19 protein-coding genes are annotated in these 22,459 nt (G+C 66.9%); 3 read left to right on the forward strand and 16 right to left on the reverse strand.

What is annotated here, in order from left to right; genetic code table 11:
- Positions 1-109: 109 nt before the first annotated feature.
- Positions 110-1,087, forward strand: coding sequence for a Dyp-type peroxidase (locus CBM2588_RS27290; RefSeq protein WP_115683757.1), 978 nt, complete (start codon positions 110-112; stop codon positions 1,085-1,087).
- A 17-nt stretch (positions 1,088-1,104) separates the two neighbouring features.
- On the opposite strand, the gene CBM2588_RS27295 is transcribed toward CBM2588_RS27290, so the two are convergent.
- From CBM2588_RS27295 to CBM2588_RS27365, 15 genes are all read right to left on the reverse strand, one after another.
- Positions 1,105-1,302 (reverse strand): hypothetical protein, encoded by a 198-nt coding sequence (locus CBM2588_RS27295; protein WP_115683372.1) that lies wholly within the window; start codon positions 1,300-1,302, stop codon positions 1,105-1,107.
- A 43-nt stretch (positions 1,303-1,345) separates the two neighbouring features.
- Positions 1,346-4,120, reverse strand: coding sequence for an ATP-dependent Clp protease ATP-binding subunit (locus CBM2588_RS27300; protein ID WP_115683373.1), 2,775 nt, complete (start codon positions 4,118-4,120; stop codon positions 1,346-1,348).
- 114 nt (positions 4,121-4,234) lie between these two features.
- A complete protein-coding gene (locus tag CBM2588_RS27305) occupies positions 4,235-6,508 on the reverse strand; it encodes an FdhF/YdeP family oxidoreductase (protein WP_115683374.1) in 2,274 nt (757 codons plus the stop codon).
- 148 nt (positions 6,509-6,656) lie between these two features.
- A complete protein-coding gene (fba, locus tag CBM2588_RS27310) occupies positions 6,657-7,694 on the reverse strand; it encodes a class II fructose-bisphosphate aldolase (RefSeq protein ID WP_115683375.1) in 1,038 nt (345 codons plus the stop codon).
- A gap of 38 nt (positions 7,695-7,732) precedes the next feature.
- Entirely contained in the window at positions 7,733-8,971 is a 1,239-nt protein-coding gene (locus CBM2588_RS27315) for a phosphoglycerate kinase (RefSeq protein WP_115683376.1), read from the reverse strand.
- A 9-nt stretch (positions 8,972-8,980) separates the two neighbouring features.
- Positions 8,981-9,991: a type I glyceraldehyde-3-phosphate dehydrogenase gene (gene gap / locus CBM2588_RS27320; RefSeq protein WP_115683377.1), complete on the reverse strand. Its 1,011-nt coding sequence runs from the start codon at positions 9,989-9,991 to the stop codon at positions 8,981-8,983.
- A 55-nt stretch (positions 9,992-10,046) separates the two neighbouring features.
- Positions 10,047-10,751 carry a phosphoglycolate phosphatase gene (gph, locus tag CBM2588_RS27325; RefSeq protein WP_115683378.1) on the reverse strand — a complete coding sequence of 235 codons (705 nt, stop codon included), beginning with the start codon at positions 10,749-10,751 and terminating at the stop codon, positions 10,047-10,049.
- Entirely contained in the window at positions 10,751-12,772 is a 2,022-nt protein-coding gene (tkt, locus tag CBM2588_RS27330; RefSeq protein WP_115683379.1) for a transketolase, read from the reverse strand. The genes gph and tkt overlap by 1 nt, the downstream gene beginning before the upstream one ends.
- A gap of 9 nt (positions 12,773-12,781) precedes the next feature.
- On the reverse strand, positions 12,782-13,660 hold the full coding sequence (locus tag CBM2588_RS27335; RefSeq protein ID WP_115683380.1) for a phosphoribulokinase: 879 nt from the start codon (positions 13,658-13,660) through the stop codon (positions 12,782-12,784).
- A gap of 11 nt (positions 13,661-13,671) precedes the next feature.
- Positions 13,672-14,766 carry a class 1 fructose-bisphosphatase gene (locus CBM2588_RS27340; protein WP_115683381.1) on the reverse strand — a complete coding sequence of 365 codons (1,095 nt, stop codon included), beginning with the start codon at positions 14,764-14,766 and terminating at the stop codon, positions 13,672-13,674.
- Between the two features lie 52 nt (positions 14,767-14,818).
- Positions 14,819-15,535: a ribulose-phosphate 3-epimerase gene (gene rpe, locus CBM2588_RS27345; protein WP_115683382.1), complete on the reverse strand. Its 717-nt coding sequence runs from the start codon at positions 15,533-15,535 to the stop codon at positions 14,819-14,821.
- Between the two features lies 1 nt (position 15,536).
- Positions 15,537-16,298: an HAD family hydrolase gene (locus CBM2588_RS27350; protein ID WP_115683383.1), complete on the reverse strand. Its 762-nt coding sequence runs from the start codon at positions 16,296-16,298 to the stop codon at positions 15,537-15,539.
- A 3-nt stretch (positions 16,299-16,301) separates the two neighbouring features.
- The gene (cbbX, locus tag CBM2588_RS27355; RefSeq protein WP_115683384.1) at positions 16,302-17,261 is read right to left on the reverse strand and encodes a CbbX protein; all 960 of its coding nucleotides are present in this window, start codon (positions 17,259-17,261) and stop codon (positions 16,302-16,304) included.
- Between the two features lie 161 nt (positions 17,262-17,422).
- Positions 17,423-17,842, reverse strand: a complete 420-nt coding sequence (locus CBM2588_RS27360) for a ribulose bisphosphate carboxylase small subunit (protein ID WP_115683385.1) — start codon at positions 17,840-17,842, stop codon at positions 17,423-17,425.
- 48 nt (positions 17,843-17,890) lie between these two features.
- Positions 17,891-19,351 (reverse strand): form I ribulose bisphosphate carboxylase large subunit, encoded by a 1,461-nt coding sequence (locus tag CBM2588_RS27365; protein ID WP_115683386.1) that lies wholly within the window; start codon positions 19,349-19,351, stop codon positions 17,891-17,893.
- A gap of 168 nt (positions 19,352-19,519) precedes the next feature.
- Here CBM2588_RS27365 and CBM2588_RS27370 point away from each other — a divergent pair, with 168 nt between their 5' ends.
- Together CBM2588_RS27370 and CBM2588_RS27375 are read left to right on the forward strand one after the other, a co-directional pair.
- A complete protein-coding gene (locus tag CBM2588_RS27370; RefSeq protein WP_115683387.1) occupies positions 19,520-20,473 on the forward strand; it encodes a LysR family transcriptional regulator in 954 nt (317 codons plus the stop codon).
- Between the two features lie 15 nt (positions 20,474-20,488).
- A complete protein-coding gene (locus CBM2588_RS27375; protein WP_172583675.1) occupies positions 20,489-20,830 on the forward strand; it encodes a YciI family protein in 342 nt (113 codons plus the stop codon).
- Positions 20,831-20,986: 156 nt separating this feature from the next.
- Here CBM2588_RS27375 and CBM2588_RS27380 read toward each other — a convergent pair whose 3' ends face one another.
- A complete protein-coding gene (locus tag CBM2588_RS27380) occupies positions 20,987-22,048 on the reverse strand; it encodes a VWA domain-containing protein (protein WP_115683759.1) in 1,062 nt (353 codons plus the stop codon).
- Positions 22,049-22,459: the final 411 nt, after the last annotated feature.

Below are 22,459 nucleotides of genomic sequence, written 5' to 3' on the forward strand. Positions count from 1 at the left end.
CGCAAGGGGCGATACCGCCCGGGACAAGCCAGGCAGTTCGTGTACCCTTGCGTGTGGAATTCCCCCGCTTGCGCCCAAACGGACTGGCCTGAACCACCTATTGTTTCCGATGCCCACCACTCCTCCCGAATCCCAGGCGGTTTCAACCGCCGTCACCCGCAGCGCGATATTCCTCGTAGCGACGCTCGCCGATGGCGACGACCACGCCGCCACCGTGCGCGCATGGTGTGCCGACGTTGCCGCGGTGGTGCGCGCCGTCGGCCATCGCGTGCCGGATGGCAACCTGTCCTGTGTCTGCGGCTTCGGATCGCAGGCGTGGGACCGGCTCTTCGGCGCGCCCCGACCGGCCGCGCTGCATCCGTTCCGCGAGTTCGGCGCCGGCGAGCGCATGGCCCCGGCAACGCCGGGCGACCTGCTGTTGCACATCCGTGCCGAATCGATGGACCTTTGCTTCGAACTGGCCACGCAACTGCTCGGCAAGCTTGGGAACGCGGTCCGGGTGGTCGATGAAGTGCACGGCTTCCGCAACTTCGACATGCGCGCGATGATCGGCTTCGTCGATGGCACCGAGAATCCGAGCGGCCGCGAAGCCGTCGACTTTACCGTGATCGGAGAGGAAGACGCGGGTTTCGCGGGCGGCAGCTACGTCATCGTGCAGAAGTACCTGCACGACATGGCCGGGTGGAACGCGCTGCCGGTCGAGAGGCAGGAGTTGATCATCGGCCGCAAGAAGCTGTCGGACATTGAACTGGACGCCAGCGTCAAGCCGTCGAACTCACACAGTTCGCTGACCACGCTCGACGACGACGGGCAGGAAGTGAAGATCCTGCGCAACAACATGATGTTTGGCCGGCCCGGCGCGGGCGAGTTCGGCACCTACTTTATCGCTTATGCCCGTTCGCCGGCACCGATCGAACAGATGCTCGAAAACATGTTCGTGGGCCGGCCGCCCGGCAACTACGACCGGCTGCTCGATTTCAGCCGGGCTGTCACCGGGGGCCTGTTCTTTGTCCCGTCGGCTGACCTGCTGGAAGCGCTGGCTGACCGCAGCGGTCCCACCGCTGGTGGCGCCCGTCCAACCGCCTGACCACGCGCACGCCGTGATTACCCGCCCAGCTCCTGGAACGCGTGACCGTTGGCATCCAGCGCTTTCAGGGCATCGGGCCGCAGTTCGGTCTCGCCGACTGTCCCTTCAAGCTGCCACTGCTTTGCATCGGCAAGATCGGGCAGCCCCGCACCCTTGCGCACATAGAGTCCCAGCGTCGGTTTGCGCAGATTGATGTAAAAGTCGAACTGCTGCATTGTAAGCTCCTGCTCAAGTTGCCTGGATCGTTGTCTGCAGCGCTCACGCCGCGGCGTCACCGGCAGCCACGGCGCCATCCGCCTTCCCGCGCGAGGCTGCCCTGGCGCTTGCCTTGCCGCTCCTGGGCTTGCGTGCCGCTTCCAGCTTGCGGAAGCTCGCCGCGTTGCGGTCCTTGTCGTAGCCGACCGCGACACGGTCTCCGGATGACAGCTTGTCGCCCAGGATCTCCCGGGCCAGCGTGGTCTCGACTTGCTGGCGGATCTGCCGGCGCAGCTCGCGCGCACCGAACTCCGGCTGGTAGCCCACCTCCACCAGGTGATCGACCAGCGCCGCATCGAATGTGACCGTGATGTCTTGCGCGGCGGCGGTGCGCGCCACCCGCTCGAGTTGGATCTGCACGATCGCGCGGATGTTCTCGCGCGAGAGCGCATGGAACACAATGATGTCATCGATGCGATTGAGGAACTCGGGCCGGAAATGTCCCTTCAGCACCTTCATCAGCGCCGAGCGCAGCGCCTTGTCGTCCATGCGGGATGCATCAGGCTTCTCGAGGTTCTCCATGATGATCGGTGCGCCCAGGTTGCTGGTGGCGATGATGACGGTGTTGCTGAAATCGACCACGCGGCCCTTGCCGTCGGTCAGGCGGCCGTCGTCGAACACCTGCAGCAACACGTTGTACACGTCGGGGTGGGCCTTCTCGATCTCGTCCAGCAGGATCACGCTGTAGGGCTTGCGCCGGACCCGCTCGGTCAGTTGCCCGCCCTCTTCATAGCCGACGTAGCCCGGGGGCGCGCCAATCAGCCGTGCCACCGCATGGCGCTCCATGTACTCGGACATGTCGATGCGGATGATGGCCTGCTCGTCGCCGAACACGGTTTCCGCGAGCGCCTTGGCCAGCTCGGTCTTGCCCACGCCAGTCGGCCCGAGGAAGAGAAAGGTCGCAATCGGCCGGTTGGCATGGCCGAGCCCCGCGCGCCACAGGCGCACCGCGTCGCTCACCGCGACCACCGCGTCGTCCTGCCCGACGATGCGCTCGCGCAGCCGCTCCTCCATCTTCAGCAGCTTCTGGCGTTCCTCCTGCGTGAGGTCGGCCACCGGGATGCCGGTCAGGCGCGACACCACCTCGGCAATGGCCGCGACCGTGACTTCCAGCGTCTCCGAGCCGGTCTTGCGCTGCCAGGCCTCCGTCAGCTCTTCGAGCCGCTTTTGCTTGTCGGTGATGCGGTCCTCGAAGGCCTTGGCTTCGTCAAAGCGCTTGCGCGACGCGGCATAGTCCTGCTCGCGCTTGAGCTGCGTGATCTCCGCCTCCAGTTCCTGGAGGTCGGCTGGCCGCGAGGTCGAACCGATGCGCACGCGCGCCGCGGCCTGGTCGATCAGGTCGATGGCCTTGTCTGGCAGGAAGCGCGACGTGATGTAGCGGTCCGACATTTCTGCCGCGGCCACGAATGCATCGTCGGCAAAGGTGACCTGGTGGTGCGCCTCGAGCTTGTCGCGCAGGCCGCGCAGGATGACGATGGTCTGCTCCACGGTGGGCTCCGGCACCAGCACCGGCTGGAAGCGCCGTTCCAGCGCCGCGTCTTTCTCGATGTACTTCTGGTATTCGTTCAGCGTGGTCGCGCCGATCAGGCTCAGTTCGCCGCGCGCCAGCGCGGGCTTGAGCACGTCGGCGATGTCCAGGCCGCCCTCGCCGCCGCCCTGTCCCGCGCCAACGATGGTGTGCAGTTCGTCGATAAACAGGATCAGCTCATCGTTCCTGGCAGTGACCTCATCGATCAGCTGCTTGGCACGTTCCTCGAACTCGCCCCGGTACTTCGCCCCCGCCACCATGGCATTGAGGTTGATCTCGACCAGGCGTTTTCCGCGCAGCACTTCAGGCACGTCGCCGTTGACGATGCGCTGCGCCAGCCCCTCGACAATGGCGGTCTTGCCCACGCCGGGCTCGCCGATCAGCACCGGGTTATTCTTTTTGCGCCGCGCCAGCACCTCGATCGTGTTCTCGATCTCCTGCGCCCGGCCGAGCACCGGGTCAAGCTTGCCCTGCCGCGCGATCGCCGTCAGGTCGCGCCCGAACTTGTCCAGCGTGGGCGTGCCCGTTGGCGTGTCGACGCGCCCATCCTCCGCGCCCTTGCCCACCACCTTCACCACCTTCTGGCGCAGCGCCTCAGGCGTGACGCCGTACTTCCTCAGCAGCGTCCCGGCGATACTGTCGGGCACCGAGGCCAGCCCGATCAGCAGGTGCTCCGGGCCAACATAGGAATGCCCCAGATCGCGCGACGCCTGGAACGCATACTGGAACGCCTTCTTCAGGCGCGGCGAGATCGTCATCCGGTCGACCGCGGCGTCCGGCGCGGCGCTGCCGGTTTGCGCATGCGCGTCGATATAGCCGCGCAGGTCTTGCGGCGATAGCTTGAGCTCCTTGAGCAGCGCAACGCAGACATCGGTATCGGACAGCACATAGAGCAGGTGCTCGGTGTCGAGTTCATTGCGCCGCAGCTCATGGGCCTTTTCCGCCGCGCGCTGCAGCAACTCCAGCGTCTGTTCGCTGAAGGCGTCGGTCACGTCGACGGATTCACGCGGTACTTCGGCCGCGAAGCCGCCCTGCGCCTCGTCGTCCGCGCCATTGCCGAGGCCGCCGAAGAAGCGCGACAGGCCGCCCCCGCCCAGCAGCGAATCGAACGGGTTGAGCATGTCCTGGTGGCGCAGCAGCTGCCGGTAGTCGTAGTCGCAAATTGACATGGACTTGCGCTGGCCGTCCTGAACCACCGTCACGCGCGCCACGGCCGGGCGCGCATTGCAGATTTCACATAGGGTCGGCATGATGGGCTTTCCTCCACAGACAGGTCGCGTTCAGCGTCAACGAAATGCCGCGGCACGCCGCCTGCGCGGCTTGCAACGGCGCGTGGAATCAAGGAAAAGAGGCGTGACGTGCCATTACGTCACCGTCGAGCGCAGCACGCGCACCGGCACGGACTTGTAGGACGGCGTGCCGCTGTCCTCATCGATGTAGTCAAGCGGCACCAGCCGGTTGGCCTCCGGGTAGTAGGCGGCGACCGAGCCCGGCGCAATCTCGTACTCGATCGCGGTCAGTTTGTCGAACCGCAGTTGCCGGCCCGCTGCAATGGTCTCGATATCGACCAGGTCGCCATGTTCCAGGCCGCGCGCAGCCAGGTCGGCCGCGTTCATGAACAGCACATCGCGGCGCCCGAACACGCCCCGGTAGCGGTCATCCATGGCATAGATGGTGGTGTTGTACTGGTCATGGCTGCGGATCGTCACCAGCCGCAGCACATCGTGGGCCTGGACCTGTTTGTCTTCCTGCAGTCCCTTGAACACGTAGAACTCCGCCTTTCCCGACGGTGTTTCCCATCTGCGTTCGGTGGGCGGCAACGGCATGCGGAATCCGCCAGGCACGCGCACGCGCGTGTTGAAGTCGTCGAAGCCCGGCACGGTCTGCTCGATCAGGTCGCGGATCCGGTCATAGTCGGCAACCAGCTCCAGCCACGGAACCCTGCTGTCCGGCAGGGTTGCGGTGGCAATGCCCGCAACGATGGCCGGCTCCGAGCGCAGCAACGCGGATGCCGGCGTGAGCTTGCCGGCCGAGGCATGAACCATCGACATCGAATCCTCCACCGTGACCGATTGCGGCCCGGTTTCCTGCACATCCAGTTCCGTGCGGCCGAGGCAGGGCAGCAGGTAGGTCTCCCTGGCCACCAGCAGGTGCGTGCGATTGAGCTTGGTGCCGACATGGACGCTCAGGTCAAGCTTGCCCATGGCAGGGAAGCACTGGTCCGGATCAGGCAGCGCGACCGCGAAGTTTCCTCCCAGGCAAAACAGCGCCCTGGCGCTGCCGTCGATCATCGCCTGCATGGCCCGGACGGCATCGTGCCCGTGCGCCGCCGGCGGACGGAAGCCGAACGTGTCGGCGAGCCGCTGCAGGAAATCCGCAGAGGGCTTCTCGGTGATGCCGACGGTCCGGTTGCCCTGCACGTTGGAGTGGCCGCGCAAGGGACAGATGCCGGCGCCGGGCTTGCCGAAGTTGCCGCGCAGCATCAGCAGGTCGCACAGCAGGCGGACATTGGCCGTGCCTTCGTTGTGCTGCGTCACGCCCATGCCATAGGTGACGATGGTGGCGTTCGACTTCGCATAGGCCGCCGCGACCCGTTCCAGGTCGGCACGCGCAAGGCCGCTGGTCTGTTCGACATCCGCCCATTCGGTCGCCGCCAGGTCCTCCGCCAGCGCTGCAAAGCCCTCGGTGTGGCCGGCAATGAAGTCGTGGTCCAGCACGTTGCCCTGGCTGGCTTCCAGCTCCAGCAGCGCCTTCATGACCCCCTTGATGGCGGCGGCATCACCCCCGGCCCGCACCAGGAAGTACGACGACGCGATCCGGGTGGAGCCGTAGGTCGCCATCTCCAGCATGTTCTGCGGGTCGGCGAAGCGCTCGAGCGCGCGTTCGCGCAACGGGTTGAACACCAGGATCGGCACGTTGCGCCGCGATGCCTCGTGCAGCGTTCCCATCATGCGGGGATGGTTGGTGCCGGGGTTGTGCCCGATCGAGATGATCAGCTCGCACTGGTCAAAGTCGTCCAGCGACACGGTGCCCTTGCCGATGCCGATCGAGCGCGGCAGGCCGATGCTGGTGGGCTCGTGGCACATGTTCGAGCAATCAGGGAAATTGTTGGTGCCGTACTCCCGCGCGAACAGCTGGTACAGGTATGCGGCCTCGTTGGAGGCTCGGCCGGACGTATAGAACTCGACCTGATCCGGCGCCAGGCCGCGCAGGATTTCGCCGATGCGGGCGAACGCAGCTTCCCACTCCACCGGCCTGAAGGTATCGGTGGCGCGGTCGTAGACGAGCGGATGCGTCAGGCGGCCCTGGTCTTCCAGTTCGAAATCGGTGCGGTTCAGCAGTGCCGACACCGTGTTGGCCGCGAAGAATTCCGGCGTCACGCGCTTGGTCGTGGCTTCCCAGGTGACGGCCTTGGCGCCGTTTTCGCAGAACTGGAAGGTCGACCGGTGCTCCTTGTCGGGCCACGCGCAGCCGGGACAGTCGAAACCGTCGGGCTGGTTGGTGCGCAGCAGCGTGATCGGGGCCTTGACGGTATCCATCTGCAGCCGGATCGCCGTGGCGGTTGCCTTCAGCGCTCCCCAGCCTCCGGCGGGGCCGTCGTATTTGCGAATACCGGGTACATCGCGTAGCTTGGCCATGATTGCTCCTTGTGCCGCGCCGAAGGGGGCGGCGTTGCGGTGGATCACGCGCGTTACTGTTACCGCTTGCTGCTGGTGTGCTCCCCTCTCCCGCAAGCGGGAGAGGGGAGCCTATGCGTGGGTCCGTGGCACTCCGCGGCGAGCACCGTTAGCGGTAGAGCCCCGCCATCCTCTCCATCGCCACGGGCTTGATGCGCGCCGCCTGTCCGGCGCAGCCGAAGGCCTCGAAGCGCAACTTGACCACGCCCCGTGCCCCCTTCTTCGCCGCCAGCAACGCCTTGCGCGGATCGAACTCGCTGCGGTCTTCGGCCAGCGACTTGCGGATGGCGCCGGTCATGGCCAGGCGGATGTCGGTGTCGATATTCACCTTGCGCACGCCGTTCCGGATGCCGCGCAGGATCTCGTCGACCGGCACGCCGTAGGTCTCCTTGATGTCGCCGCCGTACTGGCGGATGATTTCCAGCCATTCCTGCGGCACCGAGCTGGAGCCGTGCATGACCAGATGGGTATCGGGAATCTGCTCGTGGATCGCACGGATGCGGTCGATCGCCAGGATGTCGCCGGTGGGCTGGCGCGAGAACTTGTAGGCGCCGTGGCTGGTGCCGATGGCAATGGCGAGCGCGTCCACGCCGGTGCGGGCGACGAAGTCGCGCGCCTGCGCCGGGTCGGTCAGCATCATGTCGTGCGACAGCGTGCCCGCCGCGCCGACGCCGTCTTCCTCGCCCGCCTGGCCGGTTTCCAGCGAACCGAGGCAGCCCAGTTCGCCCTCCACCGAGACGCCGACCGCATGCGCCATCTCGCACACGCGCCGCGTGACGTCGACGTTGTAGTCGTAGTCGGACGGCGTCTTCATGTCCTCGCGCAGCGAGCCATCCATCATCACGCTGGTAAAGCCCGAGCGGATCGACGCCTGGCACACCGCCGGGCTGGAGCCGTGGTCCTGGTGCAGCACGATGGGAATGTCCGGATGCGTCTCGGCGGCGGCCAGCACCATATGGCGCAGGTAGGCCTCGCCCGCATATTTGCGGGCACCGGCCGAGGCCTGCAGGATCACCGGGCTGTCGGTTTCCTCCGCCGCCTCCATGATCGCGTGGATCTGTTCCAGGTTGTTGACGTTGAAGGCCGGCACGCCGTAGCCGAACTCTCCCGCGTGGTCGAGCAGCTGGCGCAGGGATATGAGTGCCATGATGAGTCTCCTTGGCTTGATGCGGATTGGGTGAGCGATCAGGCGGCCGCACGTTGCGCCAGCACGGCCAGTGCGGGCAGCGTCTTGCCTTCCAGGAATTCCAGGAACGCGCCGCCGCCGGTGGAGATGTAGCCCACGCGGTCGGCAATGCCGTACCTGGCGATGGCGGCCAGCGTGTCGCCGCCGCCGGCGATCGAGAACGCCTTCGACTCGGCGATGGCCTGCGCCAGCACCTTGGTGCCGTTGCCGAACTGGTCGAACTCGAACACGCCCACCGGGCCGTTCCAGACGATGGTGCCGGCGGCCTTCAGTTGCTCGGCCAGCAGCGCGGCGGTCTTGGGGCCAATGTCGAGGATCATGTCGTCGTCGGCCACGTCCTTGACGTCCTTGACGGTGGCCGTAGCGGTGGCGCTGAATTCCTTGGCGCAAACCACGTCGACGGGGATGGGCACCGAGGCGCCGCGCCTGGCCATGATGTCGATGATGGCCCTGGCGTCGCCGACCAGGTCGGCTTCGGCCAGCGACTTGCCGATCTTCAGGCCGGCGGCCAGCATGAAGGTGTTGGCGATGCCGCCGCCGACGATCAGGTTGTCGACCTTGTCGGCCAGCGACTTCAGGATGGTCAGCTTGGTCGAGACCTTGGAGCCGGCCACGATCGCCACCAGCGGGCGCGCCGGCTGGCCCAGCGCCTTGCCCAGCGCGTCGATCTCCGCGGCCAGCAGCGGGCCGGCGCAGGCGATCGGCGCGTATTTGGCGATGCCGTGGGTGGTGGCTTCGGCGCGGTGCGCGGTGCCGAAGGCGTCGTTAACGTAGACATCGCACAGCCGCGCCATCTTCTGCGCCAGTTCGTCGCTGTTCCTCTTCTCACCCTGGTTCATGCGGCAGTTTTCCAGCAGCACCACCTGGCCGGGCGGCACCTGAAAGCCGCCCTCGATCCAGCCGGACAGCAGCGGCACCTGGCGGCTCAGCAGTTCCGACAGGCGGCGCCCCACCGGCGCCAGGCTGTGGCGCGGGTCGGGCTGCCCTTCCTCGGGCCGGCCCAGGTGCGAGGTGACCATCACCGCGGCGCCCGCCTGCAGGCAGGCCGCGATGGCGGGCACCGAAGCGCGGATACGGGTGTCGTCGGTAATCTGTCCGGCGGCGTCCTGCGGGACGTTGAGGTCGGCGCGGATAAAGACGCGCTTGCCGGCCAGCCCGCCGTTGGCGAGCAGCGCGGCCAGCGTGTGCGGCGCCGGGGATTGCGGTAGCGCGTGCGCAGCATGGGATTCGCTCATCATGGCCTCCTGCTAGCGGGCACTGGCCAGCGCCACCGCGGTATCCAGCATGCGGTTGGAGAAGCCCCATTCGTTGTCGTACCAGGCCGATACCTTGACCAGCGTGCCGTTGACCTTGGTCAGGGTGGCGTCGAAGATGGACGAGGCCGGGTTGTGGTTGAAATCCACCGAGACCAGCGGCGCCGCGTTGTAGTCGAGGATGCCCTTGAGCTCGCCCTGCGCCGCGGCCTGCAGGATGCCGTTCACTTGCTCGACGGTGGTGGGCCGCGCGGCGACGAAGGACAGGTCGACCAGCGACACATTGATGGTCGGCACGCGCACCGCAAAGCCATCCAGCCGCCCGTCCAGCTCCGGCAGCACCAGCCCCACCGCCGCGGCGGCGCCGGTCTTGGTGGGGATCATCGACATGGTGGCCGAGCGCGCGCGGCGCAGGTCTTCGTGGTAGACGTCGGTCAGCACCTGGTCGTTGGTATAGGCATGCACGGTGGTCATCAGGCCGTTCACCACGCCCAGCTTTTCATGCAGCGGCTTGACCAGCGGCGCCAGGCAGTTGGTGGTGCACGAGGCGTTGGAGATGACCGTGTCGGTCGCCTTGAGCACGTGGTGGTTCACGCCATAGACGATGGTGGCATCGACGTCCTTGCCGCCGGGGGCGGAAATGATCACCTTCTTCGCGCCGCCCTTCAGGTGGGCCGAGGCCTTGTCCTTGGTGGTGAAGAGGCCGGTGCACTCCATCACCACATCCACGCCCAGCTCGCCCCACGGCAACTCCGCCGGGTTGCGCTGGGCCAGCACGCGGATGCGGTCGCCGTTGACGCGGAAGGCATCGCCATCGACCGCGACCTCGCCAGGAAAGCGCCCGTGAACGGTGTCGTACTGGGTCAGGTGGGCGTTGGTCGCGGCGTTGCCGAGGTCGTTGATGGCGACGATCTCGATGTCGTGCCGCTTGCCGCCTTCATAGTGGGCGCGCAGCACATTGCGGCCGATGCGGCCATAGCCATTGATGGCAACCTTGATAGTCATGCTGTCTCCATGTCGTTGTCTTGAATCCTTGCCTGCGTGGCGCGCTGGCGCCGGATCAGGCCGCCGGTGCGAGCCAGGCAGGCGTCAGCAGCGCCGGCAATGCCTCGAACGAATCGACCAGCGCATCGGCGCCGAGCGCCGCTGGCCCACCGGGGCCGGCGTAGCCATAGCGCACCAGGCAGACCGGCATGCCTGCCGCGCGAGCCGCCTGCACGTCCACCGGTGAATCCCCCACCAGCACGCCATGCGCGGGATCGACGTCGAGCAGGCGGCAGGCATGGCGCAGCGGTTCGGGATCGGGCTTCATCTGCGCAATCGAATCGCCGGCGACCAGCACTTCCAGGTAGGCGGCCAGGCCGGTCATGGCCAGCAGCGGCACCGCCAGCGCGCGCGGCTTGTTGGTGACGCATGCCAGGCGATAGCCCTCGCGCCGGAGCGCGGCGAGGCCGTTCTCCACGCCCGGAAACACGGTGCCGAGACGGCCGTTGGTGCCGGCATAGTGGCGATGGAACAGCGCCACCGCGTCGGCAGCGTCGATGCGCGTGGCGAGTTGCGCGGTGTCCAGCACACGCCGCACCAGGTTGGGCACGCCGCGGCCGATAAAGCCGGCCACGGTGTCGAACGGCAGCGGCGGGCTGCCGAGATCGGCCAACATGAGGCTGGCGGCGCCGACGATGTCCGGCGCGCTGTCGACCAGCGTGCCATCCAGGTCGATCAGCACCGCGGTGCAGGGCAGGGCCTGGGGGATAGGGGCAGCCATCACGCGTCCTCCAGAACGGCCAGTGCGGCCGCGGCGACATGCTCCGGGGTCAGGCCGAAATGCTGGTACAGCGCCTCGGCGGGCGCCGACTCGCCAAAGGTATCGAGGCCCAGCGCCCTGCCCCGCTCGCCCACCACCGCGCGCCAGAACCAGGTGCTGCCGGCTTCGATGCTGACGCGCGGCACGCCTGGCGGCAGCACCGTGTCGCGGTACGCCGCGTCCTGTGCGTAGAACAGTTCGACGCAGGGCATCGACACCACGCGCGCGGCGATGCCGGCATCGGCCAGCTGCGCGGCCGCGCGCATGGCGATCTCCACTTCGGAGCCGGTGGCGACCAGCACCACGCGTGGTGCCGGCGCCCCCGCCGCATCACGCAATACGTAGCCGCCGCGCGCGATGGCGTCGCGCTGAGCCGCATCGCGCGCGAATGGCGTCAGTGCCTGGCGCGACAGCACCAGGCAGGTCGGACCGTCCTCGCGCCGCAGCGCGGCCAGCCACGCGCAGGCGGTTTCGGCGCCGTCGCATGGGCGCCAGACCCGGTTGTTGGGAATCAGCCGCAGGCTGGCGGCGTGCTCCACCGGCTGGTGCGTGGGGCCGTCCTCGCCCAGGCCGATGGAGTCATGGGTCAGCACGTGGACCACGCGCAGGCGCATCAGCGCGGCCATGCGGATGGCGTTGCGCGAGTAGTCCGAAAAAGTCATGAAGGTGCCGCCGTAGGGAATCAGCCCCCCATGCAGCGCAATGCCGTTCATCACCGCGGCCATGCCGAACTCGCGCACGCCGTAGCTGACGTAGTTACCGTGGCCGGCATGGTTGACCCAGACCGAGGCCTTGACGTTGGTCAGGTTGGAGCCGGTCAGGTCGGCCGAGCCGCCCAGCAGCTCGGGCAAGGCGGGGGTCAGCGCCTCCAGGCACAGTTGCGAGGCCTTGCGCGTGGCGATCTTGTCTTGCAGCGGCGATGGCGCATCCAGCAGCGCCAGCAGCTGCGCATCGAAGCCCTCGGGCAGGCGGCCCTGCACGCGCCGCACGACCGCATCGGCCAGTTCCGGGTAGGCGGCGCAATAGCCGGCGAAGCGCGCCTCCCATTCGGCCTCGCGCGCGGCGCCTTGCGCGCGCGCATCCCAGGCATCGGCTACATCGGCCGGCACCGTGAACGGTGGCGCTTCCCAGCCCAGCGCCGCGCGCATCGCGGCGATTTCGGCCGCGCCCAGCGGCGCGCCATGCACATCGTGGCCGCCGGCCTTGGCCGGTGCGCCCTGGCCGATCACGGTGCGGCAGCAGATCAGCGTGGGCCGGTCGCGCTCGGCCTTGGCCGCATGCAGCGCGGCGTCGATGGCGTGCGCATCGTGCCCGTCGACGCCGGCGATCACATGCCAGCCGTAGGCAGCAAAGCGCTGCGGGGTGTCGTCGGCAAACCAGGCAACCACGTCGCCGTCGATGGAAATGCCGTTGTCGTCGTACAGGCAGATCAGCTTGCCCAGCCCGAGCGTCCCCGCCAGCGAGGCGGCCTCGTGGCTGAGCCCTTCCATCAGGCAGCCATCGCCGAGGAACACATAGGTGTGATGATCGACGATGTCGAAGCCGGGCCGGTTGAAGGTGGCGGCCAGCAGCTTTTCCGCCAACGCCATGCCGACGGCATTGGCCAGCCCCTGCCCCAGCGGTCCCGTGGTGGTCTCGATGCCCGGCGTCACGCCCACCTCCGGATGGCCCGGCGTGATCGCGTGCAGCTGGCGGAACTGGCGCAGCTGCGCCATCGGCACGTCATAGCCGCTCAGGTGCAGCAGCGCATACAGCAGCATGGAGGCATGGCCGTTGGACAGCACGAAGCGGTCGCGGTCGGGCCAGGCCGGGTTGGCCGGGTTGTGGCGCAGGTGGCGTCGCCACAGCACTTCGGCCATCTCCGCCATGCCCATCGGTGCGCCTGGGTGGCCGGACCCGGCCTGCTCCACCGCGTCGGCGGCAAGAAAGCGCAGCGCGGTGGCGCAGCGCGCCGCGGAGTCGATGCGTTCGGGTGCGTTCATTCCGGCTCCTTACTGGGTGGCGCGCTTGCGGCGTTCCATCATGCGCAGCACGAAGGGCGTGAAGATCAGCTGCATGGCCAGTTCCATCTTGCCGCCCGGGACCACGATGGTGTTGGCGCGCGACATGAAGGAGTCGTGGATCATGCTCAGCAGGTACTGGAAATCGATGCCCTTGGGGTTGGCAAAGCGGATCACCACCATGCTTTCATCGGGCGCGGGAATCTCGCGTGCGATAAAGGGGTTGGAGGTGTCCACGCACGGCACCCGCTGGAAATTCACATGCGTGCGCGAGAACTGCGGGCAGATGTAGTTCACGTAGTCCGGCATGCGGCGCAGAATGGTGTCGGTCACGGCCTCGGTCGAGTAGCCGCGCTGCTTCTTGTCGCGCCACAGCTTCTGGATCCACTCCAGGTTAATCACCGGCACCACGCCGATCAGCAGGTTGGGATACCGCGCGATATTGACCTCGTCGGTAACCACGCCGCCGTGCAAGCCCTCGTAGAACAGCAGGTCGGTGTCGTCCGGCAACGGCTCCCATGGGGTGAAGGTGCCGGGTTCCTGCCCGAACGGCGCCGCTTCCTCGGGGCTGTGCAGGTAGTGCCGGTGCATGCCGGTGCCGGTTTCCGAATAGGAACGGAACAGGCCTTCCAGCTCGCTGAACAGGTTGTTCTCTTCGCCGAAGTGGCTGAAGTTCATGTTGCCGGTGCGCTCGGCCTCGGCCATCTTGATCTTCATCTCGGCGCGGTCGTAGCGGTGGAAGCTGTCGCCCTCGATTACCACCGACTTCACGCCCTCGCGCCGGAAGATGTTTTCGAAGGTACGGGTCACCGAGGTGGTGCCTGCGCCGGAAGAGCCGGTGATGGCGATGATGGGATAACGTTCTGACATGGCCAGGTGCCTCAGGCGGACGCGCGGAACAGGCTGCGCTCGTTGAACAGGGGATTGGGAAGATCGGGGTCGGTCTGCTCGTTGTGGTAGCGCTCGATCCGCTCCACTTCATGGCGCGAACCGAAGATCACGCCGATGCGCTGGTGCAGCGCGCCGGGCGCCACCGACATCAGCGCCTGGCGGCCGGTGCTGGCACGCCCGCCGGCCTGCTCCATCAGGAACGCGATCGGGTTGGCTTCATAGAGCAGGCGCAGTCGTCCCGGCCTGGCCGGATCCTTGGTGTCGCGCGGGTACATGAAGACGCCGCCGCGCATCAGGATGCGGTGCGCCTCGGCCACCATCGAGGCGATCCACCGCATGTTGAAATCCTTGCCCCGCGGCCCGGTCTGGCCGGCCAGGCACTCCGATACGTATTGCCTGATGGGCGCCTCCCAGAAGCGGCTGTTGGACGCGTTGATGGCGAATTCCCGGGTATCGGCGGGCACGCGCAGGTCCGGATGGGTCAGGAAGAACTCGCCCAGGTTGGGATCCAGCGTGAAGCCATTGACGCCGTTGCCCACCGTCAGCACCAGCATGGTGGTGGGGCCATAGAGCGCGTAGCCCGCCGCCACCTGCGCCGTGCCGGGCTGCAGGAAGGCCTGCTCGGTGACGTCGGTGGTGCCCTCCGGCGCGCGCAGTACCGAGAAGATGCTGCCCACCGAGACATTGACGTCGATGTTGGATGAGCCATCGAGCGGATCGAACACCAGCAGGTACTTGCCGCGCGGGTAGTGCGCCGGGATCTGGTACGGTGCCTCCATTTCTTCCGAGGCCATGCCGGCGAGGTACCCGCCCCATTCGTTGACGCGCAGGAAGGTGTCGTTGCTGAGCACGTCGAGCTTCTGCTGGACCTCGCCTTGCACGTTGATGGCTGCGCCGGCCGCGTCCGGGCCGCCGGCCCTGCCGTGCAGGCCGCCCAGCGCGCCGAAGGCCACGGCGCGCGCGATCTCCTTGCAGGCCATGGCGACATTGAGGATCAGGCCGTTGAAGCCGCCGCTGGCGTCCGGGTAGCGGCGGCGCTGCTCGATCAGGAACTGCGTCAGGGTCATCCTTTGCACTTCAGGCATGACAAGTCTCCTCTGGATTGGCTATGTGTTCTTGTGGGGTGCCGCATGCCCGCTACGTGGCGGCGGCCTCGCGCAGGCGCCGCAGGATGCCCGCGTAGCCGCCATCGACATCCGGCGCGCCGAAGACGGCGCTGCCGGCGACGAAGGTGTCGGCGCCCGCGCGCGCGATCGCGCCGATGTTGTCGGCCTTGACGCCGCCATCGACCTCCAGCCAGACCTCGCGCCCGCCGGCCGCCTGCTGCCGGTCGATGCGTGCGCGCACCTGGCGCACCTTGTCGAGCACGCCGGGGATGAAGGCCTGGCCACCGAAGCCCGGATTCACGCTCATCAGCAGCACCAGGTCCAGCTGCGCCAGCGTGTGGTCCAGCCAGCCCAGCGGCGTGGCCGGGTTGAGCACCAGCCCGGCCCTGCAGCCGTGGTCGCGGATCAGCGCGATGGTGCGGTCCACATGGCGGCTCGCCTCCGGATGGAAACTGATGATCCCCGCGCCGGCCCGGGCAAACAGCGGGATCAGCGCGTCCACCGGCTCCACCATCAGGTGCACGTCGATGGGAACCGAGACCAGCGGCCGGATCGCCTCGCACACCATCGGCCCGATGGTCAGGTTGGGCACGTAGTGGTTGTCCATCACGTCGAAGTGGATCAGGTCCGCGCCGCCGGCCTCGACCGCGCACACCTCTTCGCCCAGCCGCGCGAAGTCGGCCGACAGGATCGACGGGGCCAGGCGGACCGCGCGCGGGCCGCTGTCTTGCTGGTGGGTGGCGGTCATGTCAGGCAGCCTTGAACAGGGTGCCGCGATGCCAGGCGCGCAGCGCGGCCAGGTCGGCCCAGCGGTGCGCCGCTCCCGGCAGCGGCGCAAGCGGCTGCGCCGGGTCGCCCAGGTGCGGCAGCACCAGCAGCGCGCCGTCGAAACGGTCGTGGCCGGTGTAGGCCGTGGGCGTGACCACGGTGGCAATGCCGGCCGCCTGCGCGGCGCGCAGCCCGTTTTCCGAATCCTCGATCGCCAGGCACTCAGCCGCTTCCAGGCCAAGCCGCTCCAGCACTGCCAGGTAGACGTCCGGCGCGGGCTTCTTGACCGCGGTCGTGCCGGCATCGCAGATGGCGGCGAAGCGCGCGCGCCAGTCCGCACCCAGCGGCGTGCGCAGCAGCACGTCCAGGTTGGCCGGCGTGGTGGTGGTGGCAATGGCGATGGGCACGCCGGCGCGGCCGGCCTCGTCGATCAGCCGCGCAATCCCGGGGCGCAGCGGCAGCTGGCCGCTGCCGACCAGTTCGGCGTAGTGGCGGGTCTTGACGGCATGCACCGCGTCGATCGTTTCCCCGACCTTGCAGCCGCGCGCCTCTTCCGGGTCGACCATGCGCCAGTAGTGCAGCAGCCGCTCCTTTCCCCCTGCCACCCTGAGCAGGCGCGTGTAGAGGGCTTCGTCCCAGCACCAGTCCAGGCCGACTTCGGCAAAGGCGGCATTGAAGGCCCGCAGGTGCGCGCTCTCGGTATCGGCAAGGGTGCCGTCGACATCGAAGATCAGGGCTTTCATGGTCTACTCCGCGGCCGCAGCCTGCGCAAACACGCGGCTGGCAAGCAGGTCCGCGGCGGTGATGGTGGTCAGGGCACGGTCGTCCACCGCGATGCCAGGCTGGCCCAGCAGGCGCGAGGCATGGCGCAGCCGCGCGCGGTCCAGCGCATTGCGCACGCTGCGGGCGTTGGCGAAATGCGGCTGCGCCATGCGGCGGGCCAGGTAGTCGGCAAACACGGCCCGGCTGTCGTCGTCCAACTGGTACTGCATCTCGTCCAGCATCAGTTCGGCGATGCGGCGCAGCTCGTCGAGCTGGTAGTCGGGAAAGTCGATATGGTGCGCAACGCGCGACGACATGCCCGGGTTGGACTCGAAGAAGCGGTCCATGCGGTCCTTGTAGCCGGCCAGGATCACCACCAGGTCTTCGCGGTGGTTCTCCATCACCTGCAGCAGGATCTCGATCGCCTCCTGCCCATAGTCGCGCTCGTTCTCCGGGCGGTAGAGGTAGTAGGCCTCGTCGATGAAGAGCACCCCGCCCATGGCCTTCTTCAGGATCTCCTTGGTCTTGGGCGCGGTATGGCCGATGTACTGGCCGACCAGGTCGTCGCGGGTCACCGCCACCAGGTGGCCGCGCCGCACGTAGCCCAGCTGGTGCAGGATCTGCGCCATGCGCATGGCCACGGTGGTCTTGCCGGTGCCGGGATTGCCGGTGAAGCACATGTGCAGGCTGGGCGCGCCCGCGCTGAAGCCGCGCGCGGCGCGCAGCTTGTCCACCAGCAGCAAGGCGGCGATATCGCGGATGCGCGCTTTCACCGGCTTCAGCCCGATCAGCTCGCGGTCGAGCTGGGCCAGCAGTTCGGTGATGCCCGAGCTGGCCAGCGATTCGGCGAGAGATCCCGGCACGGCTGCGGGCGCGGCTGGGGGCGCGGCTGGGGGCAATATGCCAGCCGACTGCAGCGGCGCAGTGGTTTCGGGTGCGGACATGACGGCTCCCTGAAAGTCAATCGATTCAATCGGTTCTCGGAATTCGAGGCGAAGCGTCCCCCCGGCGCGCGGTGATCAGGCCGCGCGGCCGCGGGCGTGCAGCGTCAGGAAATCACTGGCGGCAGCGCCGTGGCGGCGCTGCGCGGCTCAGCCGGGGCCGCTCAGTAGCGGCTGCCCTCGGGCCGGGCCTGCACGGCGTAGCTCTCGATCGAGTAGCGCAGCGTGCGGCCGGGCTCTTCCTGCCGCACCAGGCGGAAGCCCGGCTCGTCGGCGGGACGATTGACGATGAACGACATCACCACCGATTCCACCGTATGCGTCGAGTCGAACGCCGTGACGCGGATGTAGTGGTTGGGAAAGGTGTTGCGCGCGTTGTTGATCTCCAGCAGGATGCCGGCGGCATCGCGCAGGTCGAACATCGGCAGCCCGAACATCTCCCAGTAGGTGTTGCGCGGATGCGGGTCGTCGGTGTACTCGATGCCGACCGCCCAGCCCTTGTTCAGGCAGTATTCGAGCTGCCTGGTGATCTGCTCGTCGGTCAGTTCGGGCAGGAAAGAAAAGGTGCCTTGAGTGATACGCATGATGTCCTCTCGTTCTGTGGTGTTCGCGGTGGTGGCATCCAGCCAGGGTCAGGCCGCCGTGGCGGTGGGCACGAAGTCCGAGGTATCGGTCGGCGTGTAGTTGAAGGTGATGTCGCCCCAGGTGTCCAGCGCGGCGCGCAGCGGCCCGCACCAGCGCGCGGCATCGCGCAGGATCTCCGGCCCTTCGTTGAGGATGTCGCGCCCCTCGTTGCGCGCCAGCACCATTGCCTCCAGCGCGACCCGGTTGGCGGTGGCGCCGGCCTGGATGCCTTGCGGGTGGCCGATGGTGCCGCCGCCGAACTGCAGCACCACGTCGTCGCCGAACAGGCTGATCAGCTGGTGCATCTGGCCGGCGTGGATGCCGCCCGAGGCCACCGGCATCACCTTGCGCAGCGAGGCCCAGTCCTGGTCGAAGAACAGCCCGCGGGTCAGGTCGGTATGGGTGTATGCATCGCGGCAGACGTTGTAGTAGCCCTGCACGGTCAGCGGATCCCCTTCCAGCTTGCCCACCGCGGTGCCGGTGTGCATGTGATCCACGCCGGCCAGGCGCAGCCACTTGGCGATCACGCGGAACGACACGCCGTGGTTCTTCTGGCGCGTGTAGGTGCCGTGGCCCGCGCGGTGCAGGTGCAGGATCATGTCGTTCTGGCGGCACCAGTTGCTCATCGACTGGATGCAGGTCCAGCCCACGATCAGGTCGACCATGATGATGACCGAGCCCAGAGACTTGGCGAACTCCGCGCGCCGGTACATCTCTTCCATGGTGCCGGCGGTCACGTTGAGGTAGCTGCCCTTGACCTCGCCGGTGGCGGCCGAGGCCTTGTTGACCGCATCCATCACGAACAGGAAGCGGTCGCGCCAGTGCATGAAGGGCTGGGAGTTGATGTTCTCGTCGTCCTTCATGAAGTCCAGCCCGCCCTTCAGGCCTTCGTACACCACGCGGCCATAGTTGCGGCCCGACAGGCCGAGCTTGGGCTTGGTGGTGGCGCCCAGCAACGGGCGGCCGAACTTGTCCAGGCGCTCGCGCTCGACGATGATGCCGGTCGACGGGCCGGCGAAGGTCTTCACATAGGCTACCGGGAAGCGCATGTCTTCCAGCCGCGCCGCCTTGATCGGCTTGAAGCTGAACACGTTGCCGATGATCGAGGCGGTCAGGTTGGCGATCGAGCCTTCCTCGAACAGCGACAGGTCATAGGCCACGTAGCAGAAGAACTGCTCCGGGTTGTTCGGCACCGGATCGACCCGGTAGGCCTTGGCGCGGTACATGTCGCACGCGGTCAGGCGATCGGTCCACACCACCGTCCAGGTGGCGGTGGAGGATTCGCCGGCCACCGCTGCAGCGGCCTCGACCGGGTCCACGCCATCCTGCGGCGTGATGCGGAACAGCGCCAGCAGGTCGGTGTCCTTGGGCTCGTAGTCCGCGTCCCAGTACCCCATTTCCTTGTACTTCATGACGCCGGCGTCATAGCGCTTGCGCGGCTTGGCCTGGACCGGTTCTGGTGCGTTCATGCTTGTCTCCTTGCGTGGTTGAGCGTTCGTGGCTGCTGCGTTGATGCAAAGATATAAGCGCCCCTCTATAAGGTAAATTCAGATATTCTTAGTCACTGCATAAGCTATCCCTTAAGTGCGAACCAGACCGCACATCAAGGGACCGTCCAAAAGCCGCCCCCACTGCCCATGTCCTTCCTGCGCGCCCTCACCCTTCGCCAGCTGCAGATCTTCGTCACCGTGGCCAGGCACGCCAGCTTCGTGCGCGCGGCCGAAGAGCTGCACCTGACCCAGCCCGCGGTGTCGATGCAGGTCAAGCAACTGGAATCCGTGGTGGGGCTGGCGCTGTTCGAGCGCGTCGGCCGGCAACTGACGCTGACCGAACCCGGAGACCGCCTGCTGCACCATGCGCTGCGCATCCTGGGCGAGGTCAAGGACGCCGAGGAAGGACTGCAGGCAGTCAAGGACGTCGACCGCGGCTCCATCACGATCGGCCTGATCAGCACCGCGAAGTACTTCGCGCCCAAGCTGCTGGCCGGCTTCACCGCGCTGCACCCGGGCGTGGAACTGCGCATCGCCGAAGGCAATCGCGAAACCCTGCTGCAGCTGCTGCAGGACAACGCCATCGACCTCGCCCTGATGGGCCGCCCGCCGCGCGAGCTGGACGCCGTCTCCGAACCCATCGCCGCGCATCCGCACGTACTGGTGGCCTCGCCACGGCACCCGCTGCACGACGCCGCGCAGTTCGATTTGCAGGAGCTGCGGCACGAAACCTTCCTGCTGCGGGAACCCGGCTCAGGCACCCGCACCGTCGCCGAATACATGTTCCGCGACCACCTGTTCACGCCGGCCAAGGTGATCACCCTCGGCAGCAACGAGACCATCAAGCAGGCGGTGATGGCGGGCATGGGTATCAGCCTGCTGTCTCTGCACACCATGGCGCTGGAGCTGCGCACCGGCGAAATCGCGCTGCTGGACGTGACCGGCACGCCGATCGAGCGCATCTGGCATGTCGCGCATATGGCGAGCAAGCGGTTATCGCCGGCGGGGGAAAGTTGCCGGGCTTATTTGCTGGAGCATGCGGCGGAGTTTTTGGGGAAGGAGTTTAGTGGCTTGTTGGCGAGGAGGCGTGGGGGGCGGTGACGGTCATGCCATTCGATGACGAAATACCTGATCTCCTTTCCCGCAACGGCGATGAAAGTTCCCGCCGAGGAACTCGCCGCCGTGGGCGAAGCTGCGCGCGAGGTCATACGCGAGGCGAAGGCTGCAGGCGTTTACGTGTTCGGTGGCGGTATCAGCGCGGATGTCGCACCGCTCATGGTCGCCGCAGACGGCACCGTCACAAGCGGAACCTATCCCCAGACGAAGGAGTTCGACGGGGGCTTTTGTGTCCTGCAGCTCCCGTCGCGCGAAGCCGCTATCGTGTGGGCTACCAAGATCGCCAAGGCTTGCCGCTGCTCGCAGGAACTCCGCGAGTTTGGGGATGATCCTGAGAGTTGAGGGCGGAGTCGGTCCAACTGCGATCGAGCTGGGCTTTGCGCGTTGAACGGAAGCTTTGTGACAAAGCGAAGGGCAGCAGCAATACAGTGTTTACCGCCTCCCTTCGGCTCCCCTACCCGCTCCAAAAATACGTGCGACGACTGACTTTCGTTATGGTCACCGTCGGAACCACAGCAATGACAGGCTACAAGCAGCGATCAGCAGCACAACTGAGGTCCCGGCCAGCAAAGAACTGATTTCGGTCTCCCTGCGTTCGAGCGCGAAACGGGCGCTAAGCTGCCGATATACCCGTGTCAGATCCGCGGCCGAGCCGGCCAGGAAGTACTCGCCAGCAGTCAGCGTCGCGACCGCGAGCAAAGTCGGCTCATCCAGTTGTGTGAAGGAGGACTGGCTCGACTCTGCCTGGCCGTGCGGGGTACCGTAGCCTACGGTATAGACGCGAACCCCACGCTGGGCAGCCATGCGCGCGGCGTCTAGCGGATCTGGCCCAGTGGTCCGGCGACCATCGCTGAGCAGGATTACCACGCCGTGCCGATAAGAGCCGGGCATCGTCGGTGGCTGTTCCAGTTCGCGCTTGCGAACGGCGTCCGCCGCAGCAGCTTCGGACTTCGTTCTTCCACCAGGTCCCGGAGCCAAGGTCTCGCCGCGGAAAAGGATAGCTTCGAGGTCGATGCCATCATCGTCGGGAAACAATACCGCCAGGGCCTGGATCAGTCCGCTGCCTGTTGCCGTGCCGTGTTGGAGTTGGAAGCGATCGATCGCATCGAGCATATCCTGACGGTTGTCGGTTGGAGGCTGCACTACGGTGGCCGTGGCGGCAAACGAGACAATGCCCAGGCGCACGCTTGCAGGCAGTCCGATGACAAGATCTCGTGCGGCCTGCTGCGCGGCACTGATCCGACTGGGCGCCACGTCGGTTGAATTCATGCTGAGGGAGGTATCGACAGCCAGTACCACTGTGATGATGTCTGACGGCAGGGTGATGGTCGCGGCAGGACGGGCGCATGCCAGGAGGGCCGCACCCAACGCCAAGAGAAAAAGCAGCGGCGGGATGTGACGCCGAAGGCGTAGGCTGTGCCCCAACGCGGCGCGCGGCAGAGCAAGACTGGCATACAACAGAGCAGCTTTCTTGCGTCGTGCCATCAGGTAGACATAGGCACCTGCTAGCAAAGGGAGAAAGCACAACAGCCAGAGCAATTGCGGCCAGAGAAACTGCATGCCGTACTCCATGGCGCGTTGATAAAGCGATGATACTGCAGGCTTATGCGCCAGGTGCAATGAGCATGTTTGCCGATCGGCAACGGTAAAATGCGCACGAAAAGAAACTAACCGCACACGGAGTCCCGGCCTCTCCCCTACGGCGTCATCACGCCTGCCGCGCCATCGGCCTAGCTGTGTCGGTGCTGGCCTGCTCAGCCGTGCTTGTTGATACAGACAATGGACGCGACGCGTTCCAGCGCTTCCATCTCGGCGAGGATGCGGCGCCTTCCACGAGGTAGCTTTCACCCTCCGGCGTCTGGCTGATGCGACGCGTGGTCCGGTTATGCACGGCAGACCGATGATCCGACGGCTGAGTCCGGCCAGTTTCGGCCGTCCACCTTTGCAACGGCCAACGGCTGAACTGACAGA

It is taken from the genome of Cupriavidus taiwanensis (genome assembly GCF_900250075.1).
Taxonomy (GTDB): Bacteria; Pseudomonadota; Gammaproteobacteria; order Burkholderiales; family Burkholderiaceae; genus Cupriavidus; species Cupriavidus taiwanensis_C.

Excerpts from the sequence above, each read along its gene's own strand:
- gph (WP_115683378.1), bottom strand. The coding sequence starts at position 10,751 with ATGGCTGCCCCTATCCCCCAGGCCCTGCCCTGCACCGCGGTGCTGATC.
- CBM2588_RS27335 (WP_115683380.1), bottom strand. The coding sequence starts at position 13,660 with ATGTCAGAACGTTATCCCATCATCGCCATCACCGGCTCTTCCGGCGCA.
- CBM2588_RS27365 (WP_115683386.1), bottom strand. The coding sequence starts at position 19,351 with ATGAACGCACCAGAACCGGTCCAGGCCAAGCCGCGCAAGCGCTATGAC.
- CBM2588_RS27350 (WP_115683383.1), bottom strand. The coding sequence starts at position 16,298 with ATGAAAGCCCTGATCTTCGATGTCGACGGCACCCTTGCCGATACCGAG.
- CBM2588_RS27315 (WP_115683376.1), bottom strand. The coding sequence starts at position 8,971 with ATGATGAGCGAATCCCATGCTGCGCACGCGCTACCGCAATCCCCGGCG.
- cbbX (WP_115683384.1), bottom strand. The coding sequence starts at position 17,261 with ATGTCCGCACCCGAAACCACTGCGCCGCTGCAGTCGGCTGGCATATTG.
- tkt (WP_115683379.1), bottom strand. The coding sequence starts at position 12,772 with ATGAACGCACCCGAACGCATCGACTCCGCGGCGCGCTGCGCCACCGCG.
- CBM2588_RS27380 (WP_115683759.1), bottom strand. The coding sequence starts at position 22,048 with ATGCAGTTTCTCTGGCCGCAATTGCTCTGGCTGTTGTGCTTTCTCCCT.
- CBM2588_RS27375 (WP_172583675.1), top strand. The coding sequence starts at position 20,489 with ATGACGAAATACCTGATCTCCTTTCCCGCAACGGCGATGAAAGTTCCC.
- CBM2588_RS27290 (WP_115683757.1), top strand. The coding sequence starts at position 110 with ATGCCCACCACTCCTCCCGAATCCCAGGCGGTTTCAACCGCCGTCACC.
- CBM2588_RS27360 (WP_115683385.1), bottom strand. The coding sequence starts at position 17,842 with ATGCGTATCACTCAAGGCACCTTTTCTTTCCTGCCCGAACTGACCGAC.
- CBM2588_RS27370 (WP_115683387.1), top strand. The coding sequence starts at position 19,520 with ATGTCCTTCCTGCGCGCCCTCACCCTTCGCCAGCTGCAGATCTTCGTC.
- rpe (WP_115683382.1), bottom strand. The coding sequence starts at position 15,535 with ATGACCGCCACCCACCAGCAAGACAGCGGCCCGCGCGCGGTCCGCCTG.
- CBM2588_RS27340 (WP_115683381.1), bottom strand. The coding sequence starts at position 14,766 with ATGCCTGAAGTGCAAAGGATGACCCTGACGCAGTTCCTGATCGAGCAG.
- gap (WP_115683377.1), bottom strand. The coding sequence starts at position 9,991 with ATGACTATCAAGGTTGCCATCAATGGCTATGGCCGCATCGGCCGCAAT.
- CBM2588_RS27300 (WP_115683373.1), bottom strand. The coding sequence starts at position 4,120 with ATGCCGACCCTATGTGAAATCTGCAATGCGCGCCCGGCCGTGGCGCGC.
- CBM2588_RS27295 (WP_115683372.1), bottom strand. The coding sequence starts at position 1,302 with ATGCAGCAGTTCGACTTTTACATCAATCTGCGCAAACCGACGCTGGGA.
- CBM2588_RS27305 (WP_115683374.1), bottom strand. The coding sequence starts at position 6,508 with ATGGCCAAGCTACGCGATGTACCCGGTATTCGCAAATACGACGGCCCC.
- fba (WP_115683375.1), bottom strand. The coding sequence starts at position 7,694 with ATGGCACTCATATCCCTGCGCCAGCTGCTCGACCACGCGGGAGAGTTC.